Genomic DNA, 18,714 nt, shown 5'->3' with positions numbered 1-18,714 from the left:
ACACCGCAGATAGTAGATGATGAAATGACTCGCTATGGTTTGAATTTAACTGGAACAAATATTATTTTTTTAATTGAACAAAGCGGAATAAAATAAATACTGTGCCTAACATGCGTATAAACCAAATTAAAAACACTTAACCCATTAATTTTTAGAATACATAATATTCCTATTTTTCTTTTCAAATGAAAAGAACTTTCCGAGGTTCCGGGCTCATGCGTTAAGGATGGCAATGGCATCCTTTTTTTACGTCTAAACGTAAAAAGAGATATAATGGACAGCCTGACTTTTTACGCCAAATCCCTAATTTAATGTTGGAAACGGCATTTTTTAGCGTAAAAAGGAACGCCCAAAAAAAATAATAATACCTTTTTGTAACAAAAACTGCTTTGCGTACGTATAAGTATATAGAACACGTTGTTCGCACAATTTAATTAGAGAAAAAACGTACATGAGACAACTTAAAATTACCAAGCAGGTTACGAATAGAGAAACTGCTTCGTTAGACAAATATCTTCAAGAAATAGGAAAAGTTGACTTAATTACCGCAGACGAGGAAGTAGAATTAGCACAGCGCATAAAAGCGGGTGATCAGGTGGCTTTAGAAAAGTTAACCAAAGCTAATTTACGTTTTGTAGTTTCGGTGGCTAAGCAATACCAAAACCAAGGTTTAACGTTGCCAGATTTAATTAATGAAGGAAATTTAGGCCTTATTAAAGCGGCTCAACGTTTTGATGAAACGCGTGGTTTTAAATTTATTTCGTACGCTGTTTGGTGGATTCGTCAATCTATCCTACAAGCTTTAGCGGAGCAATCACGTATTGTGCGTTTACCGTTAAACAAAATTGGATCTATTAACAAGATTAATAAAACCTTTGCTTTCTTGGAGCAAGCGCATGAGCGCCCACCAAGTGCCGAGGAAATTGCCAAAGAATTGGACATGACCATTAACGATGTTAAGGAGTCTATGAAAAATTCAGGGCGTCACGTAAGTATGGATGCGCCTTTAGTTGAAGGTGAAGATAGTAACTTATATGATGTATTAAATTCTGGTGAATCGCCAAATCCAGATCGTGATTTATTACATGAATCCTTACGTACAGAAATTGAACGTGCTTTGGAAACCTTAACACCTCGTGAAGCGGACGTAATTCGGTTATACTTTGGTTTAGGAAACCAACACCCAATGACGTTAGAAGAAATTGGTGAAACCTTTGACCTAACGCGTGAACGTGTAAGACAAATTAAAGAAAAAGCTATTCGTAGATTAAAACATACGTCTAGAAGCAAAATATTGAAAACTTATTTAGGATAAGTTTTAAATTCCAATATGTGAAAACAGAAATCCCTGTCTGCCTTATAGGCCGTCGATAACCGAGAAATTAGGTTTTGGAATTTTACAGTAACAAACAGTTACAACATAACTGTTCGTTTTTTGATTGATGAAAGAACCCAGAGCTGATTACTCTGGGTTCATTTTTTATATTATATTTCCATTTCCCCAAAGGAAAAATTTTGAGTCTACCCCTAAATACTATTTGAAAATGAAGGACTTTTAAAAGACTTTATTACCTTTACCGAAACATCAAAACAACACACAATGAACGCAAAAGTAATAGCACCTTCTATGCTTGCTGCCGATTTTGGCAACTTACAACGTGATACTGAAATGGTTAATAATAGTGATGCCGATTGGTTTCATATAGATGTCATGGATGGTCATTTTGTACCGAATATTTCTTACGGCTTCCCTATTATTCAAGCCATAAAAAAGAACGCTACCAAGCCATTAGACGTCCATTTAATGATTGAGAAACCGGAACGCTACATTGAAGAATTTGCTAAAGTCGGTGCGGATATTATTACAGTTCATTACGAATCTACGGTGCATTTACACCGAACCTTAACCCAAATTGAAGATGCTGGCTGTAAAGCGGGTGTGGTATTAAATTTAACAACACCTATTAATGTGCTGGAAGACATATTGCCAAAATGTTATATGGTATTATTAATGTCTATAAATCCAGGTTTTGGAGGTCAGAAGTTTGAAGATATTACCTACAATAGGATTAAGAAATTACGCCAAATGATAGATGAGCAAGGTTTAAATACACGTATTGAAATAGATGGTGGCGTTACGGATAAGAACATCAAGCAATTGGTTGCAGCTGGTGCTGATGCTTTTGTTGCCGGAAGTCATGTTTTTAAAAGTGATAATCCTACTGAAACAATTAAGAAGCTTAAAGCACTTGCTAACGGATAAAAAAATACGTGTAAACGCATAAAAAAGCCCCTTTCGGAGCTTTTTCGTTTTTAAATAATTAGTTAGTTAGTTTAAAATTGTTCTATTAAATAGTTTATTAGGTCGGTTGTGGTAACAATACCTACTAGTTTATCATGGTCTACAACTGGTAAAGCGTGGAATTCTTTAACTGCTAAAATTTCAGCTACTTCTTTTATAGTTGTTGTGGAAGGTACACTGACTAAATTTTTAGCCATGACCTGCTCAATAGTAAACATATTGTAAACCACTGTATCTACAGAATCATCTTCTTCATCTACGGCATCTGCAAAACTAATACGCAATAAATCGGTATAGCTTAACATACCTTTAATGGCATCACCACTAACCACAGGAATATGACGTATTTTTTTAGTTTTAAACAGCCTTTCAGCTGTTTCTAACTCATCGGTGTGATTTAATGTAATGACTGTTTTAGTCATGATTTCGGAAACTGGTGTGCGTTTTTTCATAGTACTTGATTTTAAATTGTTTACTAAAAGTACGCAAGATAAACAGTAATAAATATGATAAAAATCAGCTAAAAGGATTAATAACCTTCGAAATTAAAATTAAGCATTTGTTTAGTTTTAGCATATACTCTCGGGAATTGAGAACGAAACTCTTTTGGTGTTTCAATAAAGGTTTCAATAATAACCGCAACAAATTCGAAGGCATTGGTATACGCGTAATTTCGGATATATCCGGAGTTCAATAAGCGCTGTCGCAACTCGGTTTCTTCAGCTAATACGTTTGCTAATTCTTTAAAAGTGTCCGCAAAAATGGTGGAACTAGCATCTCTGTTTTTTAAACTATTGAAATGGATAGCATGTGCAAATTCATGAATACCTAAATTAAGATTATCATTGGAAACCGAGTAGCCTTCTACAAAATGCTCCCAGGATAAAACTAGCGCCTGCATCCTGGGGTTAAACTCACCTTTATGATGGGCGTCATTGGTTTCTGAATAGTAAGCCGAAGGATAAATAATGATACGCTTAATCATTTTTAAACTGTAATCCCTAAAACCGAATGTAAGCATTATAGCTGTTGCCGATGTCATGACAATCATTTCGTCCGTGAGATCTAAATTATCCCGACTCACAAATTGTTTCGATTTTATGAAGAATGCCAATCGGTGATGAAACACCCGTTTTTCCTTTTCAGATAAGCGTTGATAAAACCGGAATTCCGATTGTAAAAGCTGTTGTTGACTAGCAGAAAGCTTTCTGTATGGTGGTACCAAATAGCGATATAGTGGTTTCCGTTTCATTAAAACATACCCTATATCAATCATATTAATAAGGGCATAAAATACAAATGAGGAAAGCACAACCACTAGGAAAATTGCCATGACAACATAAAACAAAGGAATTTCGTCAGGCTTAAACATAAATGGTTCTTGGGATTGTAAGTTTATAAATTTAGGTATTTCAATATACAAATAATGCGCAACTATTTATAGAGATTTAAATATCTACATAATACTATTACATATGCTCAAGTAGATGGTTATAAAAACAAAAACCACACCCATAATCTCAAGAAAACTTGATTTAAAGTGCGGTTTTATTGTAGTGACCTCGAGAGGGTTCGAACCTCCAACCATCAGAGCCGAAATCTGATATTCTATCCAGTTGAACTACGAGGCCATTATTTGTTACTATTATTTGCTTTTATCTTATTTTTTATAAATTCTCTTCCAACACCAGTTTTAAAAAACCGTTCTCTTTCTATGGCTTCTTCCCTTGTCTTGAAAGATTCGAAATATACTAATTCCCAAGGAATATAACCCTTTGTAGACTTGGTTTTACCAGAATTATGTTCCAACAGTCTACTAGCTATATTATCCGTGTGACCTTTATAGCGTCTTCCATCTACTTCGCTCTTTAAAACATATGTATAAAACATAATTGCCTAAATTTGATATTCCCTGCCTGCTGGCAGGCAGGTATCCAGTTGAACTACGAGGCCATAAATTCCTGCGAAAGCAGGAATCTATATTAAAAATATTTAAGACAACTTAGCCTTTACAATATTTGAAATTGTTTTTCCATCTGCTTGACCTGCTAATTCTTGACTAACAATGCCCATTACTTTTCCCATATCTTTCATACCTTCTGCCCCAATACTATCAATAGTTGCAACTACAACTGCTTCAATTTCTTCATCAGACAGTGCTTCTGGTAAGAACTGACTGATAACTTCCGCTTCATCAATTTCTGGCAGCGCTAAATCTTTTCTATCTTGTTCTAAATAAATAGCGGCACTATCCTTACGTTGCTTAACAAGTTTTTGAAGTATTTTCAACTCTTGTTCCTCGGTTAATTCGGTTTGAGCTCCTGATTCTGTTTGCGCTAAAAGAATAGCAGACTTAACAGCACGTAAAGCGGTTAATGCCGTTTGGTCTTTTGCTTTCATGGCCGTTTTCATAGCCGTCATTATATCTTGTTGTAAGCTCATAATAGGAAATTAATTGTACCGCGAAGATAACAAGAAAAATAGATTTTGACCGTGATGAAAATGATAAAAATTTCAAAAAGAAAACCCGAAATAACAAAATTTGCTATTTCGGGCCTTCATGAAGTTCAAACACTAAACTTAATACTATTTTTAATCGACGTTATCGTGTAAAAACGAATTGTTATTTCGTATTTGCATATCGTCGTTATCATCTAAACTGATACTGGTATTAGAAATATTAGAATCTGATGAATGTCTAGATTCGTCTAAATTTACACCTTGACGCTTATAAGCTGGTACACGCTCAATGTCATCAATTTTCGCACTATTAAACTTATAATTGAAGTTTTTCATTTTAAGTCTGCGTTCTGCAGCACGTTCTTTTAGCATTTCAGAAATAGGCGTATGAATGGGATCAATTTCTTCACCAGATACAGCGTCTTCCGCTTGTTCCGTGTGTAAGGTTTTCTTCTCAAAAACAACTTCTGAATCCTCAATATCAAGTTCCTTTTTTTGCTTGGTTTCAACTTGAGTCTTGGTGTTCATGCTAGATTCTGCTTCAATATAATCATCTAAAGCATACCGAACTTCACCATCTTTATTGGATTCGGTTACGGGAATTATTTCAACATGATCTGTAACGTCTATTTTTTTTATATTTTCTTCCAGTTCATGCACCACCATATCATCAGCCTTATTTTCAATCGCTGAATTACTAAATGGCATATCAAACGTTAAGGTGATTTGTTGCTCTTCTTCAGGCTCTTCAAAAACGGTTTCTGACGTAACGTCTGCAGCAGGAGTGGCATTGGTTATTACAAATTCATCCGAACTTACATCAGACAATACATCCTCATGGGTTACATTCATATTTCGAATAGCATCGGTTGTTTTAATCAAACCCGTTCCTTCATCTTTTTTAGGTTCTGGTGATTTTAGAACTTCTAAATCCTCCAAATCCAAGGTGTGCTTAACCACTTTAGGCTCTGCTTTTTCTTCAAAATCAATGCTTGGCATAATAATAGCCGGCTCACGTTCTTTACGTGTTAAGTCTTGCTCCATAGACTGCTCGTCTTCTAAGGCATGAATGACTTTTTTAATTTCGGTATTAGAAATTTCATCTTGTTGTTCAATATCGAAACCCGTTGCAATAATGGTTACTGCAATAGATTCGCCCAAACTTTCATCCTCACCAACACCCATGATAATATTGGCGCCATGTCCAGCTTCATCTTGAATATGATCATTAATTTCACCTATTTCATCAATTGTAATTTCTTGTATTCCAGATACTATTAGCAGCAATACATTTTTAGCACCTGTAATTTTGTTATCGTTTAATAATGGTGAATCCAAAGCTTTCCTAATAGCTTCTTTTGCACGATCTTGACCAGAGGATTTTGACGAACCCATAATAGCAGTTCCACTATTACTCAACACGGTTTTAGCGTCACGTAAATCAATATTTTGTGTGTAGTGATGCGTAATAACTTCGGCAATTCCACGTGCCGCAGTTGATAGGACTTCATCAGCTTTTGAGAACCCAGCTTTAAAGCCTAAATTTCCATAAACCTCACGCAGTTTATTATTGTTAATAACAACGAGTGAGTCTACAACACTTCGTAATTTTTCAATACCAATTTGGGCTTGTTCATTTCTCATTTTACCCTCAAAATGGAACGGCATGGTAACAATACCAACGGTTAAAATATCTAACTCTTTGGCCATTTTAGCTATAATTGGTGCGGCTCCTGTTCCGGTTCCACCACCCATTCCAGCGGTAATAAAAATCATTTTTGTATTGGTATCCAACATGCGCTGCAAGTCCTCAAAACTTTCAACGGCAGATTGCTCGCCAACATCCGGATTTGCACCTGCACCTAAACCTTCGGTTAAGTTTAACCCCAACTGAATTTTATTTGGAACACCACTGTTTTGAAGGGCTTGCGCATCGGTATTACAAATTACAAAATCAACACCTTTAATCCCTTGTTGAAACATGTGATTAATGGCATTACTTCCGCCGCCCCCGACACCTATTACTTTGATAACATTTGATTGATTTTTAGGTAAATCAAAAGAAATGTTTGTTTCGAATTCTTTGTTGCTGCTCATGAATTTCGTTTTATATGTACTTAATTATTGTCTTATTTATTATTCTTTTCTTGTGGTTGCCTTACTCGGCATTGTCTAAAAAATCTTTTATACGTTCTGAAAATTTGTCCAAAAAAGATTTTTTTGGTGGTTTTGGCTGCTCCTCTATAATTTCTTCTTCTTCTTCCGCTTCCGGTTCATTTATAGATTCCTCATAAGCGACTTCCATTTTTTTACGTTCTTGTCTTTTTAAGCCGTCCATGACTAATCCAACAGCTGTTGCATAAAGCGGACTCGTAACTTCATCGTCACTATTACCAGCTAAATGCTCGTTTGGAAAACCAATTCGGGTATCCATACCCGTTATGTATTCTACCAACTGCTTTAAATGTTTTAGTTGTGCACCACCACCTGTTAAAACAATACCTGCAATTAGCTTTTTCTTTTGTTCTTCGTGACCGTAATTTTTTATCTCTACATAAACTTGCTCCACAATTTCCACAACACGTGCATGGATAATTTTAGATAAGTTTTTTAAGGTGATTTCTTTCGGTTCACGACCTCTTAATCCAGGAATAGAAACAATTTCATTTTCCTTATTTTCACCTGGCCACGCAGAACCAAATTTTATTTTAAGCAATTCGGCTTGTTTTTCAATTATAGAACAACCCTCCTTAATATCTTCTGTAATAACATTACCTCCAAATGGAATAACAGCTGTATGACGAATAATACCATCTCTAAAAATGGCTAAATCCGTTGTACCACCACCTATATCTATTAATGCGACACCGGCTTCTTTTTCTTCCTGACTTAACACAGCATTTGCCGATGCTAAAGGCTCAAGCGTAATGCCATCCAAATTTAATCCTGCACTTTTAATACAACGACCTACATTTCGGATAGATGATACTTGACCAACTACCACATGGAAATTAGCTTCCAGTCTGCCACCGTACATACCCACTGGCTCTTTAATTTCCGCCTGACCATCCACTTTATATTCTTGTGGCAAAACATGAATTATTTCTTCACCAGGAAGCATGACTAACTTATGTACTTGGTTAATCAGTTTTTCAATATCTTCATCGTTAATTACCAGTTCGGAATTAGCACGCGTTATATAATCGCTGTGTTGTAAACTACGAATATGCTGACCTGCAATACCAACCGTTACATTTTCAATTTTAACATCGCAAGCCGCTTCTGCTTCTTGCACTGCTAATTGAATAGATTGAATGGTTTGTGTAATATTATTTACCACACCACGATGCACACCTAAACTTTTAGATTTTCCAATACCTAAAATCTCTACTTTTCCATATTCATTTTTACGACCAATCATAGCCACAATTTTTGTGGTTCCGATATCTAATCCTATTGCAATAGTTCCTTCCATGATTTAAGATTTAGTGCACACTACTTGGCTATCAAACTGCAGATTCACCTTACTGTAATTATTCAATATCTTTTCTTTAAATGCCTTTTTATAAAAGACTTTTAAATTATTTATTTTCTTATCTAATTTTTCTAAACCGCCAACATATACTTCAAAAGCGCATTGTCTTAACCGCAGTGAGATACTTTTGTCCTTATGCTGATGAATGCTCGTGACGTGTTTACTTAAAAACGCATCATCTTTAACTTTCATTGCCATTTCATACACGTTTTGAAGGTCGTTTTTTGACACATCTCCTGTAACAAGTGGCACTCTAGCTGTATAATTTGTTGATAACGGCATGTAATTCCCGGCATCATCAATATAAAAAGACGCCGAATGTTCAACTCGGGCTATCGGTTTTTTTTGTTCTACATCAGCAACTAAACGACCGTTAACATCAACAAACACTTGGGCTGACTTAATCATTGGATTAGAATTCAGGGCAGATTCCAATAAATTCAAATCTATGGTTTCTTTAGGCACATTTTTAGTACCTCCTTGATTTACTATTAACAATTTACTAACAGTTTCATGTGTAATAAACAGGTTATCCTCTCCATTGAAATTAATTTCCGGATTACTCACCAAACGTTTGTCATTTTTCTTGGAAGAAAATGCAAATAAACCGACTACTACCATTAGTAGAAAGAACATCTTTATATAGTTCCAATTAATTTTCATGACTCAAAGCTTGTTTTATATGTTTTACTTGTTCGCCAATATCGCCAGCTCCAATTGTTAAAATAACATCTGCTTGACTTGCTTTAACTTTGTTAATTAAATCAGATTTTGAAATGAGTTGTTTATGCGCATTCGTCATTTTTTCTAATAACCACGATGCTGTAACACCTTCAATTGGTAATTCGCGTGCTGGATAAATGTCCAACAACATCACCTCGTCAAATTGTGATAGACTCTCTGCAAAATCTTCAGCAAAATCCCGGGTTCTACTAAATAAATGGGGTTGAAAAATAGCCAAAACCTGTTTTCCAGGATACATTTCTCGAACCGCCTGATGTACGGCATTTATTTCTTCCGGATGATGGGCATAATCATCAATATACACCAAATCATCTTGTTTTATATGATATGAAAATCTGCGTTTTACGCCTTTGTAAGACGCTAAAGCTTTGACGATCTGTTGGTGAGGGCAACCATATTCTACAGCCATCGCCAAGGCTATTAGTGCATTAGACAAATTATGTCTACCAGGTAGGTTAAATTCTAAATTTTCAAGTATCGTTTTTGGTGTTTTTACATCGAAAATATACGCACCGTTTTCAATTTTTATATTTTGAACGGAATAATCCGAATCATCTTCAATACCATAAGTAAGTCCTGAAATTGGCAAACCATTTTTTACAAATAACGTTCCACCTTCCTTTAATTTATGCGCAAAATCGTGAAAGGATTTTTCCAATTCAGAAGCATCGCCATAAATATCCAAATGATCCGCATCCATGGATGTGATACACGCTATATTCGGTGAGAGCGTTAAGAAGGACCTATCAAATTCATCGGCTTCTACAACGGATACCTCCGTACCATTTAAAATTAAATTCGAATTGTAATTCTCACTTATACCACCCAAAAATGCCGTAACAGGAACATCACAAACATTCATTATATGTCCTAAAATACTGGTTGTTGTTGTTTTTCCGTGTGTACCTGCAACTGCTAAACAGAAGGTATTTTCGGTAATTAATCCCAATACTTGAGAGCGTTTTAAAACGCGATAACCACTATTATTAAAATAGGCCAATTCCTTATGATCTTTTGGAACAGCAGGCGTATAAACCACTAACGTGTTGGTACTATTCAATAAATAATCTTCTAAATTAGCTACTGTATCTTCAAAATGAACTGAAATACCTAAATCAATTAATGCTTCCGTAATGTCGGAAGGTGTTTTATCATATCCCGACACGCGTTTACCATTCGCATGAAAATATCGAGCAAGCGCACTCATACCGATACCTCCAATACCAATGAAATAGACGTTATGTATAGAACCTAGATTCATTTATTCGATTTATTTAATAGCAACTCTACTTCATCAGCAATATGAGTCGTTGCATCTACCATAGCTAACTTTTTTATATTATCGCCTAGCATTTGTTGCTTTTCTGGTGCAATAATTAATTGAGTGAATTTATTTTGAAAATCCACTTCCAAATCATTTTCAGTTATTAATATAGCTGCGTCTTCATCTACAATTGCTTGCGCATTTTTTGCTTGATGGTCTTCGGCTACATTAGGGGACGGAATGAATATAACCGGTTTGCCAACAATGCATAATTCCGAAACCGAAATTGCACCTGCACGCGATATAATAATATCGGCCGCCGCATAAACATAAGCCATATCGTTAATAAACGCATGAACTTGGATGTTTTTAGTGTTTCCGTAAATTTTGTATTTATCATAATACAACTTACCACACTGCCAGATAACTTGAATATTATGGGTTAATAAGAAATCGAGTTCCTTTTCAATCAACTCATTAATCCGTCTAGCTCCTAAACTTCCTCCTAAAACAAGAATGGTTTTTTTATCTTTTTCAAGCGAAAATTTTCCGAAAGCATCATCCCGTTTTTTGGCAATATGCAACAAATCCGCTCGCACTGGATTTCCCGTTTTTATGATTTTATCTTTAGGGAAAAATCGTTCTAATCCATCATAAGCCACACAAATTTTATCAGCCTTTTTGGCCAATAACTTATTGGTTATTCCAGGGTATGAATTTTGTTCTTGAATTAAACTCGGGATGCCTTTTGATGTAGCAATCTGCAATAAAGGACCACTAGCAAAGCCGCCAGTTCCAATTACCACGTCTGGCTTGAATTCGGTAATTATTTGGCGTGATTTCCATAAACTACTTATCAGTTTAAAGGGAAAACTTAAATTCTTCAACGTTAATTCTCGTTGGATTCCAGAAATCCACAAGCCTATAATTTTATAGCCCGCTTGTGGTACCTTATCCATTTCCATACGGTCTTTTGCGCCTACAAATAAAAATTCAGCATTTGGAAAACGCGACTTCAATTCGTTTGCAATAGCAACAGCTGGATAAATATGACCACCTGTACCACCGCCTGAAAGAATTATTTTGTATGTCTTATTCGTATTTGTCACTACTCTGTGTAATTTCTTCTTATTAAAGTGTTTCCGTTAAAATATCCAAAGGATTCTCTTCGCGTTGTTCACTATTTACTATTTCTTCTCGTTTTGCACTAACACTTAGAATAATTCCGAGCGCCAAACAGGTCATCCAAATAGATGTTCCTCCACTACTTATTAAGGGCAAGGTTTGGCCTGTAACTGGAAATAATTGTACTGCTACAGCCATGTTTATTAAGGCTTGGAAAACAATAGGCAAACCAACACCTAAAACGACTAGTTTTCCGAATATGGTTTCCGATTTTTGGGAAACAATAACAATTCGAAACAATAAAGCCAAATACAAAAATAATACGGAGAAACCACCAATTAATCCGTACTCCTCCACAATGATGGCGAAAATAAAATCGGATGATGACTGCGGTAAAAAGTTTTTCTGATAACTCTTGCCTGGCCCAACGCCTTGCACGCCTCCAGTTGCAATGGCTATCTTTGCTTTTTCTATTTGATAATCTTCTTCTGTAATAGCATCATCGGAAAAACTTTCCACACGACTCATCCATGTATCCACACGGTTTGGCATAGCATCTGGAAAGGCTTTTGCCGTTAACACAAAAAGCGTTAAGGCTAGAATTCCCAAACCAATTATAATTCCTAGATACCGAACCGGATAGCCACCCAAAAACACAAGGATTACAACCATACTGAACATAATAGCAGCCGTTGAAAAGTTGGCTGGCAAAATTAGTGCCAGCACAAAAAACACCGGCGTCCAAAGTGGCAGAATGGATTCCTTAAAGGTGATTACTCGATCCTTAATTTTAGCCATATAGTGTGCCACATAAACCATGAGCACTACAAATGCAAAAGTAGATGTCTGAAAAGACATACCTACCACCGGTATTTGAATCCAGCGACTCGTGTTGGTTCCAGCGCTGGATGACCCTTGCATAAGCGTTAAAACCAGCAACATTAAAACTACCGGTAACAGCAAAATGGAAATAGCTCGAAAATACTTGTAAGGCATTTTATGAACTATAAAAACAATTAAAAAGCCTAATACCAAATGCATAATGTGACCAAAAAATATGGAGAATGTCCCTTTTCCAGCACCATTGTACGCTAAATTACTAGCCGCACTATAAACTGGTAAAAAGGAAAATATAGCCAATAGCGCCACTATTGCCCATAGATATTTATCACCTTTTATGTTTTTAATAATTGGATGCACTTGTTTTCTTTGTTATCTCTGTTACCTTTTTAATCACTTTGCAATACGCTAAATGAGACTTCTATTTTTATAAATTTCTTACCGATTCTTTAAATTGACGACCACGATCTTCATAATTTTCGAATAAATCGAAACTTGCACAAGCTGGAGATAGTAAAACATTATCACCTGATTCTGCAATTTTATAAGCAATCTTAACCGCTTCATTCATGTATTGGGTTTCCACAATAATATCAACCATGGATTCAAAATTCTCAAACAATTTCTTATTGTCAACACCCAAACAAATAATGGCTTTGACTTTTTCATTGATAAACGGAAACAACTCTTGATAATCATTCCCTTTATCTTGCCCTCCAACAATCCAAACGGTTGGTGCGTTCATGCTTTCTAAAGCATAATAAGTAGCATTAACGTTGGTGGCTTTGGAATCGTTGATGTAATTCACTTTATTAATTTTCAAAACCTGCTCCAAGCGATGCTCGACACCATGAAAATTCTCTAAACTTTCACGAATGGTTTGTTTTCTTATTTTTAGTAAGTGCGCAACGGTAGACGCTGCCATAGCGTTCTTAATATTATGTTTTCCTTGTAATGCTATATCCTTTGTTGGCATAATTATTTGATTGTTATCTATTGTTATTTTTAGTGTCTCTTTTTCTAAATACGCGCCATTTTCTATAATTTTCGTTAATGAAAACGGCAATAATGTTGATTGAACTGGGTGTTTTTCTAGCCAATTGGTGATGACCTCATCATCGGCATCATAAATCAAATAATCTTCAGATGTTTGATTCATGGCAATTCTAAATTTTGAGGCGATATAATTATCAAATTTATAATCATACCGATCCAAATGATCTGGTGTTATGTTTAGTAAAACAGCAATGTGTGGTTTAAAATGAACACAATTATCTAATTGAAAACTGCTAATTTCCAGCACATAGTTTGGGAAATTATTTTCCAAAACTTGCTTAGCAAAACTGTCGCCAATATTCCCGGCTAAACCAACTTCCAATTCTTGTTTTAACACATGATGTGTTAATGAAGCTGTTGTTGTTTTGCCATTGCTACCAGTTATCCCAACTAAGGTTGCTTGAGTATATTGCGATGCAAATTCAATTTCAGAAATTACTGAAATACCTTTTGCTTTAAGTTGCTTTACAATTGGAACCGTATCTGGAATCCCAGGACTTTTTACAACTAAATCAGCATTTAAAACCTGTGATTCTGTGTGCTGCTCAGACTCCCATTCAATCTCATTATGTTTAAGAACGTTTATATATTTCTCTTTAATTTTTCCTTTATCTGAAACAAAAACCTCAAAGCCTTTTGCTTTTCCTAAAAGTGCTGCTCCTACACCACTTTCTCCTCCTCCTAATACGACTAATCGTTTCATTCTAAATCAGCGCTTTTATTTGCTATCTAATTTTTAGGGTTACAATGGAAATAATGGCGAGTAAAATGCCAATAATCCAAAAACGTGTCACTATTTTGCTTTCATGATAACCTGATTTTTGATAGTGATGGTGCAAAGGCGCCATTTTAAAAACTCGCCTGCCCTCACCATATTTTTTCTTAGTATATTTAAACCAACTAACCTGCATGACTACAGATAGATTTTCTGCCAAGAATATTCCACATAACACCGGAATTAACCATTCTTTTCTAACGGCAATGGCTATAACTGCTATAATTCCACCTATAGTTAAACTTCCTGTATCCCCCATAAATACTTGAGCTGGATAAGCATTATACCAAAGGAATCCAATGAGCGCGCCAACAAAAGCGGCTATATAAATGGTAATTTCTTCAACACGCGGTATGTACATAATGTTTAAATAATCTGAAAACACGATGTTACCAGAAACCCATGCAAAAATGCCAAGGGTTAATACTATAATTGCCGAAGTTCCAGCTGCCAAACCATCAATACCATCGGTAAGGTTAGCACCATTTGAAACAGCAGTTATGATAAAAATGGTTACTAGAATAAAAATAATCCAGGCATACTTTCCTAAATCTGGGCTTATCCATGTAATTAAATCGGCATAATCAAATTCATTTTCTTTAACGAACGGAATGGTTGTTTTTGTAGATTTTTCTTCTAATTGAAACAGTTTTGACGATTCTACTTTTGGATTAGCCGCCAATATTTCTTGTTGTTGTTCTTGCGGTAATTTCTCTTTTAGAGTAACATCGGGATGAAAATATAAAGTGGCACCCACAATAATTCCTAAACCAATTTGACCCAACACTTTAAATCGGCCTTTTAATCCTTCTTTGTCATTTTTAAATTTCTTGATATAATCATCAATAAACCCAATAGTTCCCATCCAAAGTGTGGTTATAACTAATAGAATGATATAGATGTTTTCTAATTTTGCAAATAACAAAACAGGAATTAAGGTTGCTAGAATGATTATAATTCCACCCATAGTTGGCGTTCCAGCTTTTTCTACTTGACCATCTAAACCTAAATCGCGAATGGTTTCACCTACTTGCTGTTTTTGAAGAAAGCGAATAATTCGTCTCCCAAAAATTGTGGATATCAACAAGGATAATATAATAGTCACAGCTGCTCTAAAGGTTAAGAAACCAAATAAAGCAGATCCCGGAAAATCATAATATTTGTCTAAATATTCAAATAGGTAATACAGCATATTATTTTTCTAATTGATTTAATAGTTCTTGAACAATTTTGAAGTCATCGAAATCAAAACGTTCGCCATTTATTTCTTGATAATTTTCATGACCCTTCCCTGCGATTAAAATAATATCATTAGGTTTTGCCATTTGACAAGCCGTTTTAATAGCTTGTTTTCTATTAGTAATTGAAACGGTTTTTTTAAAATTTTGAGGCTCAACACCTGCTTCGACCTCATTCAAAATTGTTTCTGGATTTTCTGTTCGTGGATTATCACTGGTAAAAACAACTTGCGTACTCAAAGCCGAAGCAATATGTCCCATTTTAGGTCGCTTGGTTTTATCACGATCACCTCCACAACCAACAACCGTTATCAGTTCTTCGTTTTTAGTTCGGATGCTATTAATGGTTTCCAATACATTTTTCAAAGCATCAGGCGTATGCGCATAATCTACAATAGCCGTTATTTTTGATTCGGAAATTAGATATTGAAAACGTCCTGAAACACTTTTTAAATCGCTTATCAATCTTAAAATTTCCACTTTCTCTAAACCTAATAATTCAGCGGTTGCATAAATTGCCAACACGTTATAAGCATTGAAACTTCCTATTAATCGCGTCCAAACTTCGCTATCATTAATTTTTAGTAATAATCCTGTAAACTGATTTTCTAAAATTTGCGCTTTATAATCTGCATAACTTTTTAAGGCGTAGGTATGTTTTTTGGCGGCAGAATTCTGCAACATGATCAAACCATTTTTATCATCCACATTTACTAATGCGAATGCATTTTTAGACAAGCCATCAAAAAAAGCTTTTTTCACATCGCGATACTCCGCAAAACTGCTGTGATAATCCAAATGATCATGGGTTAAATTGGTGAAAATCCCACCTTCAAATTGTAACCCTTCCGTACGTTTTTGATGAATACCATGCGAGCTAACTTCCATAAAACAAAACTCGACTCCAGCATCATTCATCTGTTTTAAATAGCTGTTGATAGTAATGGAATCTGGTGTTGTATGTGTGGCCTTAAATTCAGCATCATCCACCATAATTTTAACGGTAGATAACAAACCAACCTTATAACCCGCATTTTTAAATAACTGATATAATAAAGTGGCAATAGTCGTTTTTCCATTGGTTCCCGTAACACCAACTAATTTTAAATTAGCCGAAGGAACACCATAAAAATTAGAAGCCATAATTGCCAAAGCACTCGACGTATCACTGACCTCAACATAGACTATGTTGTCAATTAAAGTATCTGGAAAGTGTTCACAAACTACCGCAACACACCCTTGATTAATGGCGGTTTGAATATAATCATGACCATCTGAAACGGTCCCTTTTACAGCGATGAATACGTCATTTTTAGTCACCTTTCTAGAATCGAAAACCAAATTATTTACAGACACAGTCGTACTTCCTGCAACAGCAAGTAAGTGTACTTTATAGAGTATGTCTTTTAAAATCATCATGATGCTTGAATAGTTACTATTTGATTCTTCTTTATTTTTTCGCCTTTAGTAATGGATTGAATTTTCACTTGACCTACACCTTCTGATTTCACATTTAATCCCATATTTTCTAATAAGGCAATAGCGTCCATTGCTGGCAGCCCAACAACGTTTGGCATAATTGTTCTATAGGTTTGTGCGGTTTTAAAATAGGCGTCATACTCGGCATTTACCGCAATATCATTCACCTCCAAAGTTTCAACTACATCAATAATTGGGGTGTCGGTAAATATTTTTTGTGCTATACGTTTAAAAACAGGCCCGGAAACATCAGCTCCATAAAACCCTTTTTTAACACTTGGCTTATGAATAACTACTATACACGAGTATTTAGGGTTTTCAGCAGGAAAATAACCTGCAAAAGACGACACATACCGTTTGTTTTCATCCCAGTCTTTTTTCCAATATTCGGTTTTAGCTGTCCCTGTCTTTCCTGCCATTGAAAAATAAGGCGAATACAGAGATCTTCCTGTACCACGAACCACCACATTCTTCAAAATTTCTTGCATTTCCCGAATGGTTTTATCGGAGGCTATTTTCTTATTTATGATATACTTATCAAACGTTTCTATATTTTTATCAAGCTCTTTTACTGATTTAATAAAACGTGGTTTCACCATAACACCATTATTTGCAATAGCATTGTAAAATGTAAGGGTTTGTAAAGGCGTCATCTCCATATTGTAACCGTAGGCCATGGAAGGCAAAGCATTCTTACTCCAAATATCATCGCCTGGACTTGGAATTACAGGTTTCCCTTCACCTAAAATGGGCAAGCCTAAAGGTTTATGTAAAGACCAACTTTTTATACGATTGATAAATTTCTCAGGGTTTTTAGAGTAGTGCTCATCTATAATAGTTGCGAGCCCAATATTTGAAGACACTTCCAGTGAACGAGCGGCAGATATTTTACCATAACCGCCATGTTTGGAATCTGTAATAGTACGGCCATAAAATACTTTACGCCCTTTTTTTGTATCCACAATTGTTGATGTATCAATCACCTTATCTTCCAAGGCTGCCATTAAAGCCATAACTTTAAATGTAGAACCTGGTTCATGAGATTCTCCAACAGCATAATTTAATTTTTCATAATAACCTCCACTTTTCGTTTTTCCTAAATTTGAAATAGCACGAATTTCACCAGTTGCCACTTCCATAACAACCACACAACCGTGTTCGGCTTCATAGGTTTCTAACTGTTGCAATAACGCGTGATGCGCAATATCTTGGATATTAACACTTAATGTAGTGTAAACATCATAGCCATCTCTAGGTTCAATCTGGTTGTAATCGGCAATAGGTTTCCATTGCCCTTTTCCTATTTTTTGTTTTAAACGCCTTCCGTCTGTGCCACGTAAATATTTAATTCCAAAAGCGCCATCAATTCCCGCTCGAGTTGCGTTGCCTTTTTCATCAAAACGTTCGTAGCCAATAGAACGCTGTGCAATTCCTCCCAAGGGATGTTCTCGTTTGGTAGTTTGCTCTACAATTAAACCGCCTTTAAAAGCACCCAAATTCAAAAGTGGAAAATTGCGCATACGCACATAGTCCGAATACCCGATATCGCGAGCCAACAAATAATACCTGTTTTTATTAGCACGTGCCTTTCTAATTTCTTTTTGATAATATGCGGATGGTTTTCCCGAATACTTAGATAACGAATCGCATAATGGTTTTAACAACGATTCAAATCGCGTTGCTGAAGGTGTCAATGCATCTATACGAATATCATATTTTGGAATGGATGTAGCCAATAAATTACCATTGGCAGAATATACGTTCCCGCGATTAGCAGGAATCACAACATCTTTAATGGTCCGTTCTTCTGCCATGCTACGATACTTTTCGCCATGCAGCATTTGGATACTTAAAAGTTTAAACACGACTGCTAGAGCGAAGATGAACATACATCCT

The 18,714-nt window shown here is 35.6% G+C and carries 16 protein-coding genes and 1 tRNA gene; 2 read left to right on the top strand and 15 right to left on the bottom strand.

The window, feature by feature from the left end; genetic code table 11:
* Nucleotides 1–451: 451 nt before the first annotated feature.
* Together ACN0QX_RS11685 and rpe are read left to right on the top strand one after the other, a co-directional pair.
* Nucleotides 452–1,315, top strand: a complete 864-nt coding sequence (locus ACN0QX_RS11685) for a sigma-70 family RNA polymerase sigma factor (RefSeq protein ID WP_092205627.1) — start codon at nucleotides 452–454, stop codon at nucleotides 1,313–1,315.
* A gap of 285 nt (nucleotides 1,316–1,600) precedes the next feature.
* Entirely contained in the window at nucleotides 1,601–2,263 is a 663-nt protein-coding gene (gene rpe / locus ACN0QX_RS11680) for a ribulose-phosphate 3-epimerase (protein ID WP_417197165.1), read from the top strand.
* 71 nt (nucleotides 2,264–2,334) lie between these two features.
* Here the strand turns inward: rpe and ACN0QX_RS11675 are convergent, their stop codons facing one another.
* The 15 genes from ACN0QX_RS11675 to ACN0QX_RS11605 all read right to left on the bottom strand — a co-directional run bounded on the left by ACN0QX_RS11675 (nucleotide 2,335) and on the right by ACN0QX_RS11605 (nucleotide 18,707).
* Complete coding sequence (locus ACN0QX_RS11675) at nucleotides 2,335–2,754, bottom strand: CBS domain-containing protein (RefSeq protein WP_248395806.1); 420 nt, start codon at nucleotides 2,752–2,754, stop codon at nucleotides 2,335–2,337.
* Between the two features lie 77 nt (nucleotides 2,755–2,831).
* Nucleotides 2,832–3,674 carry a zinc-dependent peptidase gene (locus ACN0QX_RS11670; protein ID WP_417197163.1) on the bottom strand — a complete coding sequence of 281 codons (843 nt, stop codon included), beginning with the start codon at nucleotides 3,672–3,674 and terminating at the stop codon, nucleotides 2,832–2,834.
* A gap of 185 nt (nucleotides 3,675–3,859) precedes the next feature.
* Nucleotides 3,860–3,933, bottom strand: a tRNA-Arg gene (locus ACN0QX_RS11665).
* Between the two features lies 1 nt (nucleotide 3,934).
* Nucleotides 3,935–4,192, bottom strand: coding sequence for a GIY-YIG nuclease family protein (locus ACN0QX_RS11660; RefSeq protein ID WP_248395810.1), 258 nt, complete (start codon nucleotides 4,190–4,192; stop codon nucleotides 3,935–3,937).
* 102 nt (nucleotides 4,193–4,294) lie between these two features.
* A complete protein-coding gene (locus ACN0QX_RS11655; protein ID WP_248395812.1) occupies nucleotides 4,295–4,744 on the bottom strand; it encodes a GatB/YqeY domain-containing protein in 450 nt (149 codons plus the stop codon).
* A gap of 150 nt (nucleotides 4,745–4,894) precedes the next feature.
* Nucleotides 4,895–6,859 (bottom strand): cell division protein FtsZ, encoded by a 1,965-nt coding sequence (gene ftsZ / locus ACN0QX_RS11650; RefSeq protein WP_417197160.1) that lies wholly within the window; start codon nucleotides 6,857–6,859, stop codon nucleotides 4,895–4,897.
* A gap of 61 nt (nucleotides 6,860–6,920) precedes the next feature.
* Nucleotides 6,921–8,237, bottom strand: coding sequence for a cell division protein FtsA (gene ftsA / locus ACN0QX_RS11645; RefSeq protein ID WP_248395816.1), 1,317 nt, complete (start codon nucleotides 8,235–8,237; stop codon nucleotides 6,921–6,923).
* A 3-nt stretch (nucleotides 8,238–8,240) separates the two neighbouring features.
* Complete coding sequence (locus ACN0QX_RS11640) at nucleotides 8,241–8,960, bottom strand: cell division protein FtsQ/DivIB (RefSeq protein ID WP_417197158.1); 720 nt, start codon at nucleotides 8,958–8,960, stop codon at nucleotides 8,241–8,243.
* Nucleotides 8,950–10,302 (bottom strand): UDP-N-acetylmuramate--L-alanine ligase, encoded by a 1,353-nt coding sequence (gene murC, locus ACN0QX_RS11635; protein ID WP_417197156.1) that lies wholly within the window; start codon nucleotides 10,300–10,302, stop codon nucleotides 8,950–8,952. Before murC ends, ACN0QX_RS11640 begins: the two co-directional genes overlap by 11 nt.
* On the bottom strand, nucleotides 10,299–11,414 hold the full coding sequence (murG, locus tag ACN0QX_RS11630) for an undecaprenyldiphospho-muramoylpentapeptide beta-N-acetylglucosaminyltransferase (protein ID WP_376857876.1): 1,116 nt from the start codon (nucleotides 11,412–11,414) through the stop codon (nucleotides 10,299–10,301). The genes murC and murG overlap by 4 nt, the downstream gene beginning before the upstream one ends.
* A 22-nt stretch (nucleotides 11,415–11,436) precedes the next feature.
* Nucleotides 11,437–12,630, bottom strand: coding sequence for an FtsW/RodA/SpoVE family cell cycle protein (locus ACN0QX_RS11625; RefSeq protein WP_376857878.1), 1,194 nt, complete (start codon nucleotides 12,628–12,630; stop codon nucleotides 11,437–11,439).
* Between the two features lie 67 nt (nucleotides 12,631–12,697).
* Nucleotides 12,698–14,029: a UDP-N-acetylmuramoyl-L-alanine--D-glutamate ligase gene (gene murD / locus ACN0QX_RS11620; protein ID WP_417197153.1), complete on the bottom strand. Its 1,332-nt coding sequence runs from the start codon at nucleotides 14,027–14,029 to the stop codon at nucleotides 12,698–12,700.
* A gap of 22 nt (nucleotides 14,030–14,051) precedes the next feature.
* Entirely contained in the window at nucleotides 14,052–15,293 is a 1,242-nt protein-coding gene (gene mraY / locus ACN0QX_RS11615) for a phospho-N-acetylmuramoyl-pentapeptide-transferase (RefSeq protein WP_248395831.1), read from the bottom strand.
* 1 nt (nucleotide 15,294) lies between these two features.
* The gene (locus ACN0QX_RS11610; RefSeq protein ID WP_417197150.1) at nucleotides 15,295–16,758 is read right to left on the bottom strand and encodes a UDP-N-acetylmuramoyl-L-alanyl-D-glutamate--2,6-diaminopimelate ligase; all 1,464 of its coding nucleotides are present in this window, start codon (nucleotides 16,756–16,758) and stop codon (nucleotides 15,295–15,297) included.
* Nucleotides 16,755–18,707 (bottom strand): penicillin-binding protein, encoded by a 1,953-nt coding sequence (locus tag ACN0QX_RS11605; protein WP_417197170.1) that lies wholly within the window; start codon nucleotides 18,705–18,707, stop codon nucleotides 16,755–16,757. Before ACN0QX_RS11605 ends, ACN0QX_RS11610 begins: the two co-directional genes overlap by 4 nt.
* Nucleotides 18,708–18,714: the final 7 nt, after the last annotated feature.

It is taken from the genome of Bizionia sp. (assembly GCF_048259285.1).
Classification (GTDB): Bacteria; Bacteroidota; Bacteroidia; order Flavobacteriales; family Flavobacteriaceae; genus Algorimicrobium; species Algorimicrobium hallyeonense.
Note: the sequence above shows the minus strand (reverse complement) of the source record. Positions and strands in the feature narration are given on the sequence as shown.